The sequence below is a fragment of the Pseudomonas sp. SWRI51 genome, assembly GCF_014268825.1.
Lineage (GTDB): Bacteria > Pseudomonadota > Gammaproteobacteria > Pseudomonadales > Pseudomonadaceae > Aquipseudomonas > Aquipseudomonas farsensis.
In genome coordinates this window covers 1-14,930 of sequence record NZ_JABWRG010000117.1, presented here as the reverse complement: position 1 = coordinate 14,930, position 14,930 = coordinate 1, and the positions used below count along the sequence as shown (strand labels likewise).

The following is a 14,930-nucleotide window of genomic DNA, read 5'->3' as shown; positions in this document are numbered from 1 at the left end:
GGGGCTGCTTCGCAGCCCTTTCGCGACACAAGGCCGCTCCTACACTGACCGCGTATACGGCATCGATATGGGGATGGACGAGCCCTGTGGGAGCTGGCGCCAGCCTGCGATGAGGCCGGAACAGGCTGCGCGCATCCCCCAGCACTGGCACTGCAATAGGCTTAACCCGACCCCCAAGGCATACTACTGCCCTCCCCGGCCACGACCTTCGCCTCCCCATGCGCATCCACGTCAGCTTCATCGACCGCGTCGGCATTACCCAGGAAGTCCTGGCCCTGCTCGGTGCCCGCAACCTCAACCTCGATGCCGTGGAAATGGTCCCGCCCAACGTCTATATCGACGCCCCGACCCTCAGCCCTGCCGTGCTCGAAGAACTGCACGATGCGCTGTTCGAGGTGCGCGGCGTGCAGTCGGTGGAAGTGGTCGACATTCTTCCCGGCCAACGCCGCCACCTGCAACTCGACGCCCTGCTGGCGGCGATGAGCGACCCGGTGCTGGCCGTCGACAGCGCAGGCCAGGTCCTGCTGGCCAACCCGGCGCTGATCGCCCTGTGCGGGCGTGAATCGGCCGGGCGCTCGATCGGCGAGCTGTTCGGCGACCCCGAACTGCTGCAAACCCTGCGCGACAACAACTTCCACCTGCCCATGCGCGAAATGCAGCTCAACGGCCAGAGCCTGCTGCTGGACGCCACGCCCATTACCAACGCAGGCGGCCTGCTGACGCTGTACCCGCCCACGCGCATGGGCGAGCGGCTATCGGCGCTGCACCACGACCATGCCGAAGGCTTCGACGCCATGCTTGGCGACTCCCCGGCCATCCGCACCCTCAAGGCCCGCGCCTTGCGGGTGGCGGCCCTGGATGCGCCACTGCTGGTGCACGGCGAAACCGGCACTGGCAAAGAGCTGGTGGCGCGCGCCTGCCACGCCATCAGCAGCCGGCGCGGCGCGCCGTTTCTGGCCCTCAATTGCGCAGCGCTGCCCGAAAGCCTGGCCGAGAGCGAACTGTTCGGCTACGCCCCCGGCGCCTTCACCGGCGCCCAGCGCGGGGGTAAACCCGGGCTGATGGAGCTGGCCAACCAGGGCACCGTGTTTCTCGACGAGATCGGCGAAATGTCGCCGTACCTGCAAGCCAAGCTGCTGCGTTTTTTAAGCGACGGCAGCTTCCGCCGGGTGGGCGGCGACCGCGAGGTCAAGGTCGATGTGCGGATCATCAGTGCCACCCACCGCGACCTTGAGCGCATGGTCGCCGAAGGCACGTTCCGCGAAGACCTGTTCTACCGCCTGAACGTGCTCAACCTGCAGGTGCCGCCACTGCGCGACCGTGGCCAGGACATCCTCATGCTGGCGCATTTTTTCATGCAGCAAGCCTGCACCCAGATCCAGCGCCCGGCCTGCCGGCTGACCCCCGCCACCCATTCGGCGCTGCTGGCCAACCCATGGCCTGGCAACGTGCGCCAGTTGCAGAACGTGATCTTCCGCGCAGCCGCCATCTGCGAAAGCACCCTGGTGGACATCGGCGACCTGGACATTGCCGGCACCTCGGTCGCCCGTGGGCACGACGGCGAAGTGGCCAGCCTGGAGCAGGCGGTGGGCGATTTCGAGCGTGAGTTGCTGCAACGGCTGTACGCCAGCTACCCCTCTACCCGGCAACTGGCAGGGCGCCTGCAAACCTCCCACACCGCTATCGCACAGCGGCTGCGCAAGTACGGTATCCCTGGCAAGCCCTGAAAGATCAGACTTTTCCTAATCTTTTAAGACACAGATGGCTGCAAAAATGGTGACCCTTTAATTCAACTGTCACCGACGAGGCCCAGGCCCGTTCCTGTCATTCAGGGCCGGCCCGCCTCCGAGAACAACAAAGAGCCCTCTGATGTTTGAACTCGATTTCTACGGGACACTGGTCGCCGCTTCATTGGTACTGCTGCTGGGCCGAGGCCTGGTGCAACGGGTGGGTTTTCTGCGCGCCTACAACATCCCCGAACCGGTCGCCGGCGGCCTGCTGGTTGCCTTGGTACTGCTGGCACTGCGCAGCTTCGACATACGGGTTCAGTTCGATACGTCCATGCAAACCCCGCTGATGCTGGCATTCTTTGCCACCATCGGCCTGAGCGCCGATTTCAGCAGCCTGAAAAAAGGCGGCCGGGTAGTCGTGGTGTTTCTGCTGGTGGTAACCGGCCTGCTGCTGGTGCAGAACGCCATGGGCATTGGTTTGGCCAAAGCGCTTGGGCTCGACCCATTGATGGGCCTACTGGCAGGCTCGATCACCCTCTCTGGTGGCCACGGCACCGGGGCTGCCTGGAGCGCGACGTTCAGCGACAAATACGGGCTCGCCTCAGCCGCCGAACTGGCCATGGCCTGTGCAACCTTCGGGCTGGTGCTGGGTGGGTTGATTGGCGGCCCGGTCGCACGCCTGTTGATCAAGCGCGCCAAGCTTCACAGCAGCGGAGAGTCAACGGCAATTCTGCCCAAGGGCTTCGAACAGCCGAACACCGAACGCCTGATCACCTCGTTCTCCTTCGTCGAAACCTTGGCCCTGATTGCGGTCAGCCTGCTGGCAGGCTCGCTGCTCAATGGTGCGCTGCTGGGTACTGCATTCGAACTGCCAACCTTCGTGTGCGTGTTGTTCGTCGGCGTGGTGCTGCGCAATGGGCTGTCGGCGCTGGGCATGTACCACGTGTTCGAGCGGGAAGTCTCGGTGCTGGGTAACGTCAGTCTGTCGCTGTTTCTGGCGATTGCGCTGATGTCGCTCAAGCTGTGGGACCTGGCGGCACTGGCGCTGCCGTTCTTCATATTGCTGGCCGCGCAAACACTGGTGATGGCGCTGTTCGCCATCTTTATCACCTTCCGCGTGATGGGCCGCAACTACGATGCCGCGGTACTGGCTGCCGGGCATTGCGGCTTCGGGCTCGGTGCCACGCCCACCGCCATTGCCAACATGCAGGCCGTAACGCAGCGCTACGGGCCTTCGCAGATCGCGTTTCTGGTGGTGCCGATGGTCGGGGCGTTCTTTATCGACATCATTAATGTGATCGTGATCAAGCTGTATCTGGCACTGCCGTTTTTTGTGGCGTTGTAAGCGGAAGATGATGGCTGAATTTTTATCGGTTTGAAGATGACGTCAATTCAGCCGGGACAGCGATCCGCAATGGACACTGGCCCGGCTGAACTTCAGTACAGCGCTGGAACTGCATCGCGCTAATGAGTCAGTTATGCGACAGAGGGTGAAAGAGGTGCCATTATCAGGCGTCCTTGAAGCCCGGCAAGCCTTGCTCGACCCGCCATTGCTTGACAACTTTCAACATTACCTCAGGAGAGTCTTTTATCCCATTCGCAGAAGGCCGGTAAAGCAGGTCCGACCCAAGCGGGTGCTCCGAGAGACGCTCGAACTCAATAACGGCATCAGTATGCGACCGTTCTGTTGGATACAGCACTGGATCAGCAGATCCTATTGCCTTGATAAACTCAAGAAACTCAAGTTCGGTGAAATCAGCGATTGTTCTTTTCATTGCCATTCTCCTTATGAATGAGAACATGCCTCAAACTACTAAACTGCTCAATACGAAACTGGCCGGCAATTTGGACTCACGAGACACTTGACCCAAAAATGGTATTTTTTCAACCAAGAACGCACTTAAAATACATAAACAAAGCCAATACGAAAAGCGCTAGCCAGAATAAGAGAACGGTCCGACGAAGTCGCAGTACGAATCTTGCAAACACGTAAAAACCCTCAAGCAACTTAATTCATGTAAGTTCTTTTATCTTTATACGAAAAGCACCTCAGTGACTTTCTGAGGAAACTTTTAGTTTCAGTTCTTGGACGGGCTCGGTGGTTGGAGGAAAAGCGCGACTCATCCGTAACGAATTGAATACACCGTATGGTAATCGCTACACATGCGTTTTCCTGCGCGTCTGCAAGGGTTTGATACTCCGTCCTTTTTTCTCTGCACGCCGCCTGTAACGATTTCATTCCAATGATTTCATTCCACTCTGCTCACAATACGATCAAGCCATTGATTTATATGGCTTTTTAAATAATGGCCACATTATTGCTACGGAAACCTCAACCCAAGAGCGCGGCCCTACCGCGCCCAACACCCTGCTTCCCGAGGATGTCCCATGAGCGAGTTGCGTTTCACTGAAGATCACGAATGGCTGCGCGTCGAAACCGATGGCAGCGTTACGGTCGGCATCACCGCCTACGCCCAGAACGCCCTTGGCGATGTGGTGTACGTGCAACTGCCTGAGCTTGCGCACTACGACAAAGGCGCCGAAGCTGCTACCGTCGAGTCGGTGAAAGCTGCCAGTGGCGTATACATGCCCCTCAGCGGCGAAGTGGTAGCGGTCAACGAAGCACTCAACGACAGCCCGGAGCTGGTCAACGAAGACCCGCTGGCCGAGGGCTGGTTCTTGCGCTTCATCCCGGCAAATATCGACGAAGTGGCAGCCCTGCTCGACCAGGACGCCTACGACCGCCTGATCAAAGCCAACGATGACGCCTGAGGAATGACCATGACCCGCAATCTCGGTACCGCCAACGAATTCATCGCACGTCACATCGGTCCGCGCGCCGCTGACGAGCAGGCCATGCTCGCCACCCTCGGTTTCGATTCGCTCGACGCCATGACCGCTGCGGTCATCCCCGACAGCATCAAGAACACCAGCGTACTGGGCAGCCAGGACGGCCAGAGCGAGGCCGATGCCCTCGCCGCGCTGAAGGCTATCGCCGGCAAGAACCAGCTGTTCAAGAGCTACATTGGCCAGGGCTACTACAACACCCACACCCCGGCGCCGATCCTGCGCAACCTGCTGGAAAACCCAGCCTGGTACACCGCCTACACCCCGTATCAGCCAGAAATTTCCCAAGGCCGCCTGGAAGCGTTGCTGAACTTCCAGACCCTGATCAGCGACCTCACCGGCCTGCCGATCGCCAACGCCTCGTTGCTCGACGAAGCCACCGCCGCCGCCGAGGCCATGACCTTCTGCAAGCGCCTGTCGAAAAACAAAGCCAGCCACAGCTTCTTCGCCTCCTCCCACTGCCACCCGCAAACCCTTGATGTGCTGCGCACCCGCGCCGAGCCGCTGGGTATCGAGGTGGTGGTTGGCGACGAGCGTGAGCTGGGGGATGTCAGCGCCTTCTTTGGCGCGCTGCTGCAATACCCGGCCAGCAACGGTGATGTCTTCGATTACCGCGAGCTGGTGCAACGCCTGCACGCCGCCAACGCACTGGTGGCGGTGGCCGCCGACCTGCTGGCCCTGACCCTGCTGGCCCCGCCAGGTGAATTCGACGCAGACGTCGCCATCGGCAGCGCCCAGCGCTTCGGTGTACCGCTGGGCTTCGGCGGGCCGCACGCGGCCTACTTCGCCACCCGCGATGCGTACAAGCGCGACATGCCGGGCCGTTTGGTAGGTGTATCGATCGACCGTTTCGGCAACAGCGCCCTACGCCTGGCCATGCAGACCCGCGAGCAACACATCCGCCGCGAGAAGGCCACCAGCAACATCTGCACCGCCCAGGTGCTGCTGGCCAACATCGCCAGCATGTACGCCGTGTACCACGGGCCGGAAGGCCTCAAGCGCATTGCCGAGCGCACCCACGCGCTGACCACCATTCTTGCCGCAGGCCTGGGTGAGATGGGCGTCAAGGTCGTCACCGAAAGCTTCTTCGACACCCTCACCCTGGCCACCGGTGCCGACACTGCCAAGCTGCACGAAAAAGCCCGCAACCAAGGCATCAACCTGCGCCAGATCGATGCCGCGCACCTTGGCCTTTCGCTGGATGAAACCACCAGCCAGGCCGACGTCGAGGCGCTGTGGGCACTGTTTGCCGAGGCCACCCCTGACTTCGCAAGCCTTGCCGCCAGCACTGCGCTGCGCCTGCCACACGCACTGCTGCGCGAATCGGCGATTCTCGAGCACCCGGTGTTCAACCGCTACCACAGCGAAACCGAGCTGATGCGCTACCTGCGCCGCTTGGCCGACAAGGACCTGGCGCTGGACCGCACGATGATCCCGCTGGGCTCGTGCACCATGAAGCTCAACGCAGCCAGTGAAATGATCCCGGTGACCTGGGCCGAGTTCGGCAACCTGCACCCGTTCGCACCAGCGGCGCAAAGCCAGGGTTACCTGCAACTGACCCGCGAGCTGGAAGCCATGCTCTGCGCCGCCACCGGCTACGACGCTGTGTCGCTGCAGCCCAACGCCGGCTCCCAGGGTGAGTACGCCGGCCTGCTGGCGATCCGCGCCTACCACCGCAGCCGCGGCGACAGCCACCGCGATATCTGCCTGATCCCGTCTTCAGCCCACGGCACCAACCCCGCCACCGCGCACATGGCCGGTATGCGCGTGGTAGTGACGGCGTGCGATGCGCGCGGCAATGTCGATGTCGAAGATTTGCGCGCCAAGGCCGTCGAGCACCGCGAGCGGCTGGCCGCGATCATGATCACCTACCCGTCCACCCACGGCGTGTTCGAGGAGGCCATCGGCGAAATCTGCGCGATCATTCACGACAACGGCGGCCAGGTTTACATCGACGGCGCCAACATGAACGCCATGGTCGGCCTGTGCGCACCGGGCAAGTTCGGCGGCGACGTCTCGCACCTGAACCTGCACAAGACCTTCTGCATCCCCCACGGCGGCGGCGGGCCGGGCGTCGGCCCGATTGGCGTGAAAGCGCACCTGGCGCCGTTCCTGCCAGGCCACGCGGCACTCGAAAACACCAGCGGCGCGGTGTGTGCGGCGCCGTTCGGCAGCGCCAGCATTCTGCCAATCACCTGGATGTACATCCGCATGATGGGTGGCGCCGGGCTCAAGCGCGCCTCGCAGATGGCGATCCTCAACGCCAACTACATCGCCCGCCGCCTCGAAGAGCACTACCCGGTGCTGTACAGCGGCGGTGACGGCCTGGTCGCGCATGAATGCATCCTTGACCTGCGCCCGCTCAAGGACAGCAGCGGCATCAGCGTCGATGACGTGGCCAAGCGCCTGATCGACTTCGGCTTCCATGCCCCGACCATGTCGTTCCCGGTGGCAGGCACGCTGATGATCGAGCCGACCGAAAGCGAATCGAAGGAAGAGCTGGACCGCTTCTGCGACGCCATGGTGGCCATCCGCGAAGAGATTCGCGCGGTCGAGAATGGCAGCGTGGACAAGGACGACAACCCGCTGAAGAACGCGCCGCACACAGCAGCGGAGCTGGCCGGTGACTGGGCCCACGGCTACAGCCGCCAGCAAGCGGTGTATCCGCTGGCGAGCCTGGTGCAAGGCAAATACTGGCCACCGGTTGGACGGGTCGACAACGTGTTCGGCGACCGCAACCTGGTCTGCGCCTGCCCCCCCATCGAGAGCTATCAGGACGCCTGATGGCGCCTGCCCCCATAGAGATGAGGCCGAGCCGCGTGGCACCGTAAACGCGCTCGGTGTAGGAGCGGCCTCGTGCCGCGAAAGGGCCGCAACGCGGCCCCGGCGCTTTTGCATGAGGCCAAGATCCTGGGGCTGCTACGCACCCCTATCGCGACACAAGGCCGCTCCTACACTGACCGCGCTGCCAGGCAGTCGCCCTCAACAATGCTCGCTAGAACAACAACTCCAGGAGTTCCCGATGTCCGAAACACTGCAAAAGACCCCGCTGCATGCCCTGCACCTGGAACTCGGCGCTCGCATGGTGCCGTTCGCAGGCTTTGACATGCCTGTGCAGTACCCGCTGGGCGTGCTCAAGGAGCACCTGCACACCCGCGAACAGGCCGGCCTGTTCGATGTTTCCCATATGGGCCAGATCATCCTGCGCGGCAGCGATGCCGCCCGCGCTCTCGAAACCCTGGTGCCGGTGGACATCATCGACCTGCCCCAGGGCATGCAACGCTATGCCATGTTCACCAACGCGCAAGGCGGCATCCTCGACGACCTGATGGTCGCCAACCTGGGTAATGACACGCTGTTCCTGGTGGTCAACGCCGCTTGCAAGGACCAGGACCTGGCCCACCTGCGCGAGCACCTCGCCGAACGTTGCGAAATTCTACCGCTGTTCGAACAACGCGCCTTGCTGGCCCTGCAAGGCCCGGCGGCGGCTACGGTATTGCAGCGCCTGGCACCGGAAGTGGCCAGCATGACCTTCATGCAATTGCGCGCCATCAACCTGCTGGGCCATGACTGCTACGTCAGCCGCTCGGGCTACACCGGTGAAGACGGCTACGAAATCTCGGTGCCCACCGACGCTGCAGAAGCCCTGGCCCGGCGCCTGCTGGCCGAGCCTGAAGTGCAGCCGATAGGCCTGGGCGCCCGTGATTCGCTGCGCCTTGAGGCTGGCCTGTGCCTGTATGGCCACGACATGAACAGCACAACCACGCCGATCGAAGCCAGCTTGCTGTGGGCCATCTCCAAGGTCCGCCGCGCTGACGGCGCCCGTGCCGGCGGCTTCCCGGGTGCCGATCGTATATTCGCCCAGCAGCAACAGGGCGTACCGCGCAAGCGCGTTGGCCTGCTGCCGCAGGAACGCACGCCGGTGCGCGAAGGTGCCGACATTGTCGATGCGCAAGGTAATACGGTCGGCAACGTGTGCAGCGGCGGGTTCGGCCCAACACTGGGCGCGCCATTGGCAATGGGTTATGTCGATAACGAACATGCAGCGTTGGACACGCCGCTATTTGCACTGGTACGGGGCAAGCAAGTTGCACTTAAAGTGAGCAAAATGCCTTTTGTGGCGCAACGTTACTATCGCGGCTGAGTGTGGCAACAGGCGGGTTCGCTTATGCGTTTTCGAACCTGCCCGATAACGTTGCGCATTCGCTACAGCCCCCGCGAAACGGTGCTTCCAGCCGGATTTACGGGCATTGTAGAAAGCCCGATCGCAGCGGCGCCTGAGGGCTTGTTTTCGCTTCGAGAGTTGGCGTAGAGTCAGCGAACTGTGTTTGCATGGGTCGCAACAGCTCGTGACCTGGGCCAGTAGCCGCAGTCTGCTACAACCCGTTCGACGTCTCTTACTTTCCTGCAACCAGCCCAGTGAACTTACACGCCTATGGCAATGTGCAAGTCACTGTCCTCATTCTCATTGTTCGAAAGGAAAGTAGAAAATGGCTCAACGTCAGAGCGGTACCGTCAAGTGGTTCAATGACGAAAAAGGTTTCGGCTTTATTACTCCAGAAAGCGGCCCAGACCTGTTCGTACATTTTCGCGCCATTCAAGGCAACGGCTTCAAAAGCCTGAAAGAAGGCCAGAAAGTGACCTTCGTTGCCGTCCAAGGGCAAAAAGGCATGCAGGCTGACGAAGTGCAGGCTGAAGGCTGATTTCTTGGTAAAAGAGCCCCTGCATTGATCCGCAGGGGCTTTTTTATGCGCGCAATTCCTTAAAATGGCGCTTTTGCCAGACGGAGCCGTACTGCATGCCAAAGCCTTTGCTCGACCCCCAGGGTGATTTTCCACCGGTTGGCCTGGGTCGCCGCCTGGCCGCAATGTTCTATGACTTCCTGCTGTGCACGGCGCTGCTGATCGTGACCGCGGGCGCCTACAAGATGATCCAGATGGCGATTATCGGCGAGGCGCGCATGCGCGAACTGACCGAAGCTGGGGCACTGGACGGTGACCCGCTGCTGTCGACCTTGCTGCTGTTCGTGCTGTTCGGCTTTTTTGCCAAGTTCTGGACCCATGGCGGGCAGACACTGGGCATGCAGGTGTGGGGCATGCGCGTGCAGAACGCCGATGGCTCGGCCATCAGCCTGTGGCAGGCACTACTGCGTTTTTTGGTGGCGATTGCTTCGTGGCTGTGCCTGGGGCTGGGCTTTATCTGGTCGCTGTTCGACAAGCGCCAGCGCAGCTGGCATGACATCTATTCCGAAACTCAGCTGGTACGCCTGCCCAAGCGCAAGAAGTGAGTCGCCAGAATCTAGCTGCAAGCCTGCTCCCACCGTTGTGGGAGCAGGCTTGCCAGCTTAACCCGCCCGGCGCAACAGCCAGGCGCCCGCCAGGGCGCACACCCCAGCGGGGATCAGCACCGCCAGCAACGGCGGGAAGCCGAATACCTGGCTCGACGGGCCAAGCAGCTCGCCAGCAATGCGGAATACAAAGCCCACCAGCACGCCGGTGAACACCCGCTGACCCAAGGTCACAGAACGCAGCGGGCCAAAGATGAACGAAATCGCCATCAGCACCAGGGCAGCGGTTACCAGAGGCTGCAGCACCTTGGTCCAGAATGCCAGCCAGTAACGGGCGTTGTTCAGGCCTTGATCGGCCAGGTAGTGGATGTAATCCCACAAGCCTGTGATCGACAGCGACTCAGGCGCCAGCACCACAGTGTTGAGCAGCTCAGGGGTGACCGAAACGTCCCACGGTTCTTCTTGCGCCTTGACCACTTCGGTGTGGTCGCCACGGAAGTGCGTGGTGCTCACATCGCTCAGCACCCAGTGGGTATCGCGGTACTGGGCCTTGCGCGCAAAGCTTGCAGTGACGATTTGGCGCTGGTCATCGAAGCGGTAGCGGGTCACACCCAGCAGCAGGCCGCTTGGCTGCACCGAGTTGATATGCACGTATTCCTCGCCCTGGCGGTGCCACATGCCGCGCTTGGAGCTCTGCGCCTCGCCGCCACCCTGGGCCAACGAGCGGTCGGCCTGGGCCTTGTTCTCGGTGACGGGGGCGACGTATTCGCCAATCAGCACGCCCACCAGCATCAGTACCAGCATGGGCTTCATTACCGCCCAGACGATACGGCCGATAGACACCCCGGCAGCGCGCATGATGGTCAGTTCGCTGCTGCTGGCCAGGCTGCCCAGGCCGATCAGGCAGCCGATCAGCGCGGCCATCGGCAACATGTCGTAGAGCCGCCGCGGTGCGGTCAGCAGCACATAGATGCCGGCGTCGAGCAGGCTGTAGGTGGCGCTCAGGTCACCCATCTCGTCGATGAAGGCGAACAGCGAGGCCAGGCCAAGGATGATCCCCAGTACCGCCAGAATAGCCAGCAATACGCTTTGGCCGATGTAGCGATCCAGCTTAGCCATGGGCCACCTCCGCACGGCGTGCGGCACGCTTGAGGCGCATCGGTTCCCAGTACATCAGGCCGAGGCCGACTAGCAGGAACAGGCCGTGGACCCACCACATGCCCAGGGCGATGGGCAGCTTGCCCTTCTCCAGAGCGCCGCGAACGGAAATCAGCATCGTCAGATACGCCATGTACAGAAGAATTGCAGGCAACAGCTTGAGGAAGCGGCCCTGGCGCGGGTTGACCCGCGACAACGGCACCGCCATCAGGGTCACGATGAACACCAACAGTGGCAGCGACAGGCGCCATTGCAGCTCGGCACGCTCGCGCACGCCTTCCTGACCGAACAGTTGCAGGGTCGGAATGGCTTCGCGCTCGGTCACCTCTTCGCTGACCTCAGGCTTGGGCAGCAGTACGCCATAGGTGTCGTACTTGATGGCGCGATAGTCGGCCTGGCCGGGGTTACCGTCGTAGCGGTAGCCGTTTTCCAATACCAGGTAGCGGTTGCCGTCGGCCTGCACCTGCTGGTAACCCTTTTCGGCAACCAGTACCGAAGGCGCACGGTCCTTGGTCTTGTCCTGGTTGAAGCGTTTCTCGGAGATGAACACCCCCGCCAGGTTGACCCGATCGTCAGACAACTGCTCGGTGTAGGTCACCCGCGAACCATCGCGCAGGGTCTGGAAGCGCCCCGGCACCAAGGTGTCGAACTCGGTGAGCGCGTCCTGCTGGTTGATGATCTGCTGCACCTGCGAGACGCCCTGGGGCGCCAGGCTCAGGCTCAGCCAGGCCACCAGCAAGGCGACCAGCGCAGCCGGAGCCATGGTCATGGCCAGCAGGCGTTGCTGGCTCATGCCGGTGGCCGACAGCACGGTCATCTCGCTTTCGAGATAAAGCCGGCCATAGGCGAGCAGGATGCCGAGGAACAGGCCCAGGGGCAGGATCAGCTGCAGGAAGCCCGGCAGACGGAAGCCCATGATCATGAACAGCACGCCCGGATCAAGCACGCCTTGGGCGGCCTGGGCCAGGTATTTGATGAAACGCCCGCTCATGATGATCACCAGCAGCACAGCGCTGACGGCACTCAAGGTCAGCAGGACCTCGCGGGACAGATAACGGAAGACGATCAAACCAGACACTCCTGGGTTGTCAGGGGCACACAGCCATACGAACGATTCGAAAAGCCAGGACCAATGCCGGTTCGCCAAGGCGAACCTCCATGTAAAGTGCGCGCATTATCCTGTGATTGAAGGCGCCTGTCACTTGGCCGCGCATGACAGTACACATCGGGGTTGTCAGCGAGGTCGCGGCAGGCTCAAACTGGCAGCTTTTCCGCTGGCCGCCAAGGCGGTCGGGCCGGTATTTCGAGCGCCTGCACAAGACAGCGCCAACCCACAGATCATTCGGGGAACCCTGACATGGAACTGGTTGTAAAAAGCGTAGCCGCTGTATCCGTCAAAACTGCCACGCTGGTCATTCCAGTCGCCGAAGGGCGCAAGCTGGGCAATGTCGCCAAGGCGGTAGACCAGGCCTGCGAAGGCGCCATCAGTGCCCTGCTCAAGCGCGGCGATCTGGCCGGCAAGGCCGGGCAGACCCTGCTGCTGCACAGCCTGCCGGGCCTTAAGGCCGAGCGCGTGCTGCTGGTGGGCAGCGGCAACGACGAAGCCCTGGGCGACCGCGCCTGGCGCAAGCTGGTGAGCAGCGTTGCCGGTGTGCTCAAGGGCCTGGGCGGCGGCGACGCGGTGCTGGCACTGGACGATATCGCCATCAACGCCCGTGATGGCCACTACGGCAAATACCGCCTGCTGGCCGAAACCCTGCTCGACGGCACCTATGTCTTCGACCGCTTCAAAAGCAAGAAGGCCGAGCCTCGCGCCCTGAAGAAAATCACCCTGCTGACCGAAAAAGCCGGCCAGGGCGAAACCGAGCGCGCCGTCAAGCACGCCACCGCCATTGCCAACGGCATGGCCTACACCCGCGACCTGGGCAACCTGCCGCCGAATATCTGCCACCCAAGCTTCCTGGCCGAACAAGCCAAGGACCTGGGCAAGGCGCACAAGGGCCTGAAGGTCGAAGTGCTGGATGAGAAAAAGATCAAAGACCTCGGCATGGGGGCGTTCTACGCCGTCGGCCAAGGCAGTGACCAGCCACCACGGCTGATCGTGCTCAACTACCAGGGCGGCAAGAAAACCGAGAAGCCCTACGTGCTGGTGGGCAAAGGCATCACCTTCGACACCGGCGGCATCAGCCTCAAGCCTGGTGCCGGCATGGACGAAATGAAGTACGACATGTGCGGTGCGGCCAGCGTGTTCGGCACCCTCAAGGCCGTGCTCGAACTGCAACTGCCGATCAACCTGGTGTGCCTGCTGGCCTGCGCCGAGAACATGCCAAGCGGCGGCGCTACTCGCCCTGGCGACATCGTCACCACCATGAGCGGGCAAACGGTCGAAATTCTCAACACCGACGCCGAAGGCCGCCTGGTGCTGTGCGATACCCTGACCTACGCCGAGCGCTTCAAACCGCAGGCCGTCATCGACCTGGCGACCCTGACCGGCGCCTGCATCGTCGCCCTGGGCAGCCACACCTCGGGCCTGATGGGCAACAACGACGAGCTGGTCGGGCAACTGCTCGATGCCGGCAAGCGCGCCGACGATCGTGCCTGGCAGCTGCCGCTGTTCGACGAGTACCAGGAGCAACTGGACAGCCCGTTCGCCGACATCGCCAACATTGGTGGGCCGAAGGCCGGCACCATCACTGCCGGCTGCTTCCTGTCGCGCTTCGCCAAGGCCTACCACTGGGCGCACCTGGATATCGCCGGCACCGCCTGGATCAGCGGTGGCAAGGACAAAGGCGCCTCGGGCCGCCCGGTGCCGCTGCTCACCCAATACCTGCTGGACCGCGCCGGCGCGTGATGGCGCAAAGCCGGTGGCGCGTTGGCGTCGCCGGCTGGCGATATGAATATGAGCAAAGTCGACTTTTATATCCTGCCCACCGACTCGCTGTCGGCGCGGCTCGATTTCGCCTGCAAGCTGTGCGAAAAAGCCTGGCGCCTCGGCCACCGGGTGTACCTGCACTGCCAGGATGACGCGCAACGCCTGGAGCTCGACGAACGCCTGTGGCGCTTCAAGGGCGAAGCCTTCGTGCCCCACGACCACCATGAACAGCATGCCGACGCCCGCGTGGCGCTGGGTATCGGCGACGATGCCGGCGAGCACAACGACCTGCTGATCAACCTGGGCGGCGATGTGCCGGGGTTCGTCGGCAAGTTCGAGCGGGTTGCCGAAATCGTGGTCGAGGACCCGGCCATTCGCCTTGCCGCCCGCGAACGGTTCCGTTTTTACCGCGAACAGGGCTATGCTCTGCAAGACCACCGCTTACAGCGACTTTGACGACGATGGACAAGCAGCTGAACTCCCTGACCCATTCCGCCCACCTGCTCGACGATCTTGAATCGATCCGTGAGCTGCTGGGTGACGCCGACCTGCAACCGCCCCTGCTGACCGAGACGGTCGAGCAGATTCCGCTGTTGCTCGACGAACCTGCCGGCAACGCGCCGGTAGCCGAAGCACCTGCCGCGCCTGACGGCGAAGATGCCCAGACCCGCCGCCAGGACACCTTGCTGCACCTGGACGCCGAGCTGCGCGCTGCCGCGCAGTCGATCATGCAAGACGTGATCAAGGACTTTACCCCGCATATCGAGAACGAGATCAAGCGCCGGCTTGATGCCCGCCTGGAGCGCTTGCTCAACCGCTCTGACTAGGCCGCCCCTGCTCATCGCGGGTCAAGCCCGCTCCCACGTCGGTTGTCTATAACCCTGCACCGGCCTCATCGCAGGCTGTCGCCAGCTCCCACAGGGCTTCGGGCAAGTCGCTTTTGATTGTGTAGGAGCGGCCTTGTGTCGCGAAAGGGCTGCGAAGCAGCCCCTAGATATGTGCACCCACCAGAATCGCTGGGGCTGCTCCGCAGCCC

Annotated in this window: 13 protein-coding genes; 10 read left to right on the top strand and 3 right to left on the bottom strand. The window is 62.4% G+C overall.

Translation table 11 applies throughout. From position 1 onward, the window contains the following. Positions 1 to 218: 218 nt before the first annotated feature. Both HU720_RS21985 and gltS read left to right on the top strand, forming a co-directional pair. On the top strand, positions 219 to 1,727 hold the full coding sequence (locus HU720_RS21985; protein ID WP_186522861.1) for a sigma-54-dependent transcriptional regulator: 1,509 nt from the start codon (positions 219 to 221) through the stop codon (positions 1,725 to 1,727). Positions 1,728 to 1,869: 142 nt separating this feature from the next. Continuing rightward, a complete protein-coding gene (gene gltS / locus HU720_RS21980; protein ID WP_186522860.1) occupies positions 1,870 to 3,075 on the top strand; it encodes a sodium/glutamate symporter in 1,206 nt (401 codons plus the stop codon). 163 nt (positions 3,076 to 3,238) lie between these two features. On the opposite strand, the gene HU720_RS21975 is transcribed toward gltS, so the two are convergent. After that, positions 3,239 to 3,505, bottom strand: a complete 267-nt coding sequence (locus HU720_RS21975) for a bacteriocin immunity protein (protein WP_186522859.1) — start codon at positions 3,503 to 3,505, stop codon at positions 3,239 to 3,241. Between the two features lie 613 nt (positions 3,506 to 4,118). On the opposite strand from HU720_RS21975, the gene gcvH reads away from it, so the two are divergent. From gcvH to HU720_RS21950, 5 genes are all read left to right on the top strand, one after another. Next, positions 4,119 to 4,502 (top strand): glycine cleavage system protein GcvH, encoded by a 384-nt coding sequence (gene gcvH / locus HU720_RS21970; protein WP_186522857.1) that lies wholly within the window; start codon positions 4,119 to 4,121, stop codon positions 4,500 to 4,502. Positions 4,503 to 4,511: 9 nt separating this feature from the next. Further along, positions 4,512 to 7,361, top strand: coding sequence for an aminomethyl-transferring glycine dehydrogenase (gene gcvP / locus HU720_RS21965; protein ID WP_186522855.1), 2,850 nt, complete (start codon positions 4,512 to 4,514; stop codon positions 7,359 to 7,361). Between the two features lie 238 nt (positions 7,362 to 7,599). Next, positions 7,600 to 8,721 carry a glycine cleavage system aminomethyltransferase GcvT gene (gene gcvT, locus HU720_RS21960; protein ID WP_186522853.1) on the top strand — a complete coding sequence of 374 codons (1,122 nt, stop codon included), beginning with the start codon at positions 7,600 to 7,602 and terminating at the stop codon, positions 8,719 to 8,721. 346 nt (positions 8,722 to 9,067) lie between these two features. Then, on the top strand, positions 9,068 to 9,280 hold the full coding sequence (locus HU720_RS21955; RefSeq protein WP_186522851.1) for a cold-shock protein: 213 nt from the start codon (positions 9,068 to 9,070) through the stop codon (positions 9,278 to 9,280). Positions 9,281 to 9,375: 95 nt separating this feature from the next. Then, a complete protein-coding gene (locus HU720_RS21950) occupies positions 9,376 to 9,864 on the top strand; it encodes an RDD family protein (protein ID WP_186522850.1) in 489 nt (162 codons plus the stop codon). Positions 9,865 to 9,921: 57 nt separating this feature from the next. On the opposite strand, the gene lptG is transcribed toward HU720_RS21950, so the two are convergent. Beyond that, positions 9,922 to 10,983 (bottom strand): LPS export ABC transporter permease LptG, encoded by a 1,062-nt coding sequence (lptG, locus tag HU720_RS21945; RefSeq protein ID WP_186522849.1) that lies wholly within the window; start codon positions 10,981 to 10,983, stop codon positions 9,922 to 9,924. Beyond that, positions 10,976 to 12,091, bottom strand: coding sequence for an LPS export ABC transporter permease LptF (gene lptF, locus HU720_RS21940; protein WP_186522848.1), 1,116 nt, complete (start codon positions 12,089 to 12,091; stop codon positions 10,976 to 10,978). Before lptF ends, lptG begins: the two co-directional genes overlap by 8 nt. Before the next feature lie 288 nt (positions 12,092 to 12,379). On the opposite strand from lptF, the gene HU720_RS21935 reads away from it, so the two are divergent. From HU720_RS21935 to HU720_RS21925, 3 genes are read left to right on the top strand one after another with little or no spacing between them, the layout of a single operon-like run. After that, positions 12,380 to 13,873, top strand: coding sequence for a leucyl aminopeptidase (locus tag HU720_RS21935; RefSeq protein WP_186522847.1), 1,494 nt, complete (start codon positions 12,380 to 12,382; stop codon positions 13,871 to 13,873). A 48-nt stretch (positions 13,874 to 13,921) separates the two neighbouring features. Next, entirely contained in the window at positions 13,922 to 14,350 is a 429-nt protein-coding gene (locus tag HU720_RS21930) for a DNA polymerase III subunit chi (RefSeq protein ID WP_186522846.1), read from the top strand. Between the two features lie 5 nt (positions 14,351 to 14,355). Beyond that, complete coding sequence (locus HU720_RS21925; protein ID WP_186522845.1) at positions 14,356 to 14,721, top strand: DNA polymerase III subunit chi; 366 nt, start codon at positions 14,356 to 14,358, stop codon at positions 14,719 to 14,721. Positions 14,722 to 14,930: the final 209 nt, after the last annotated feature.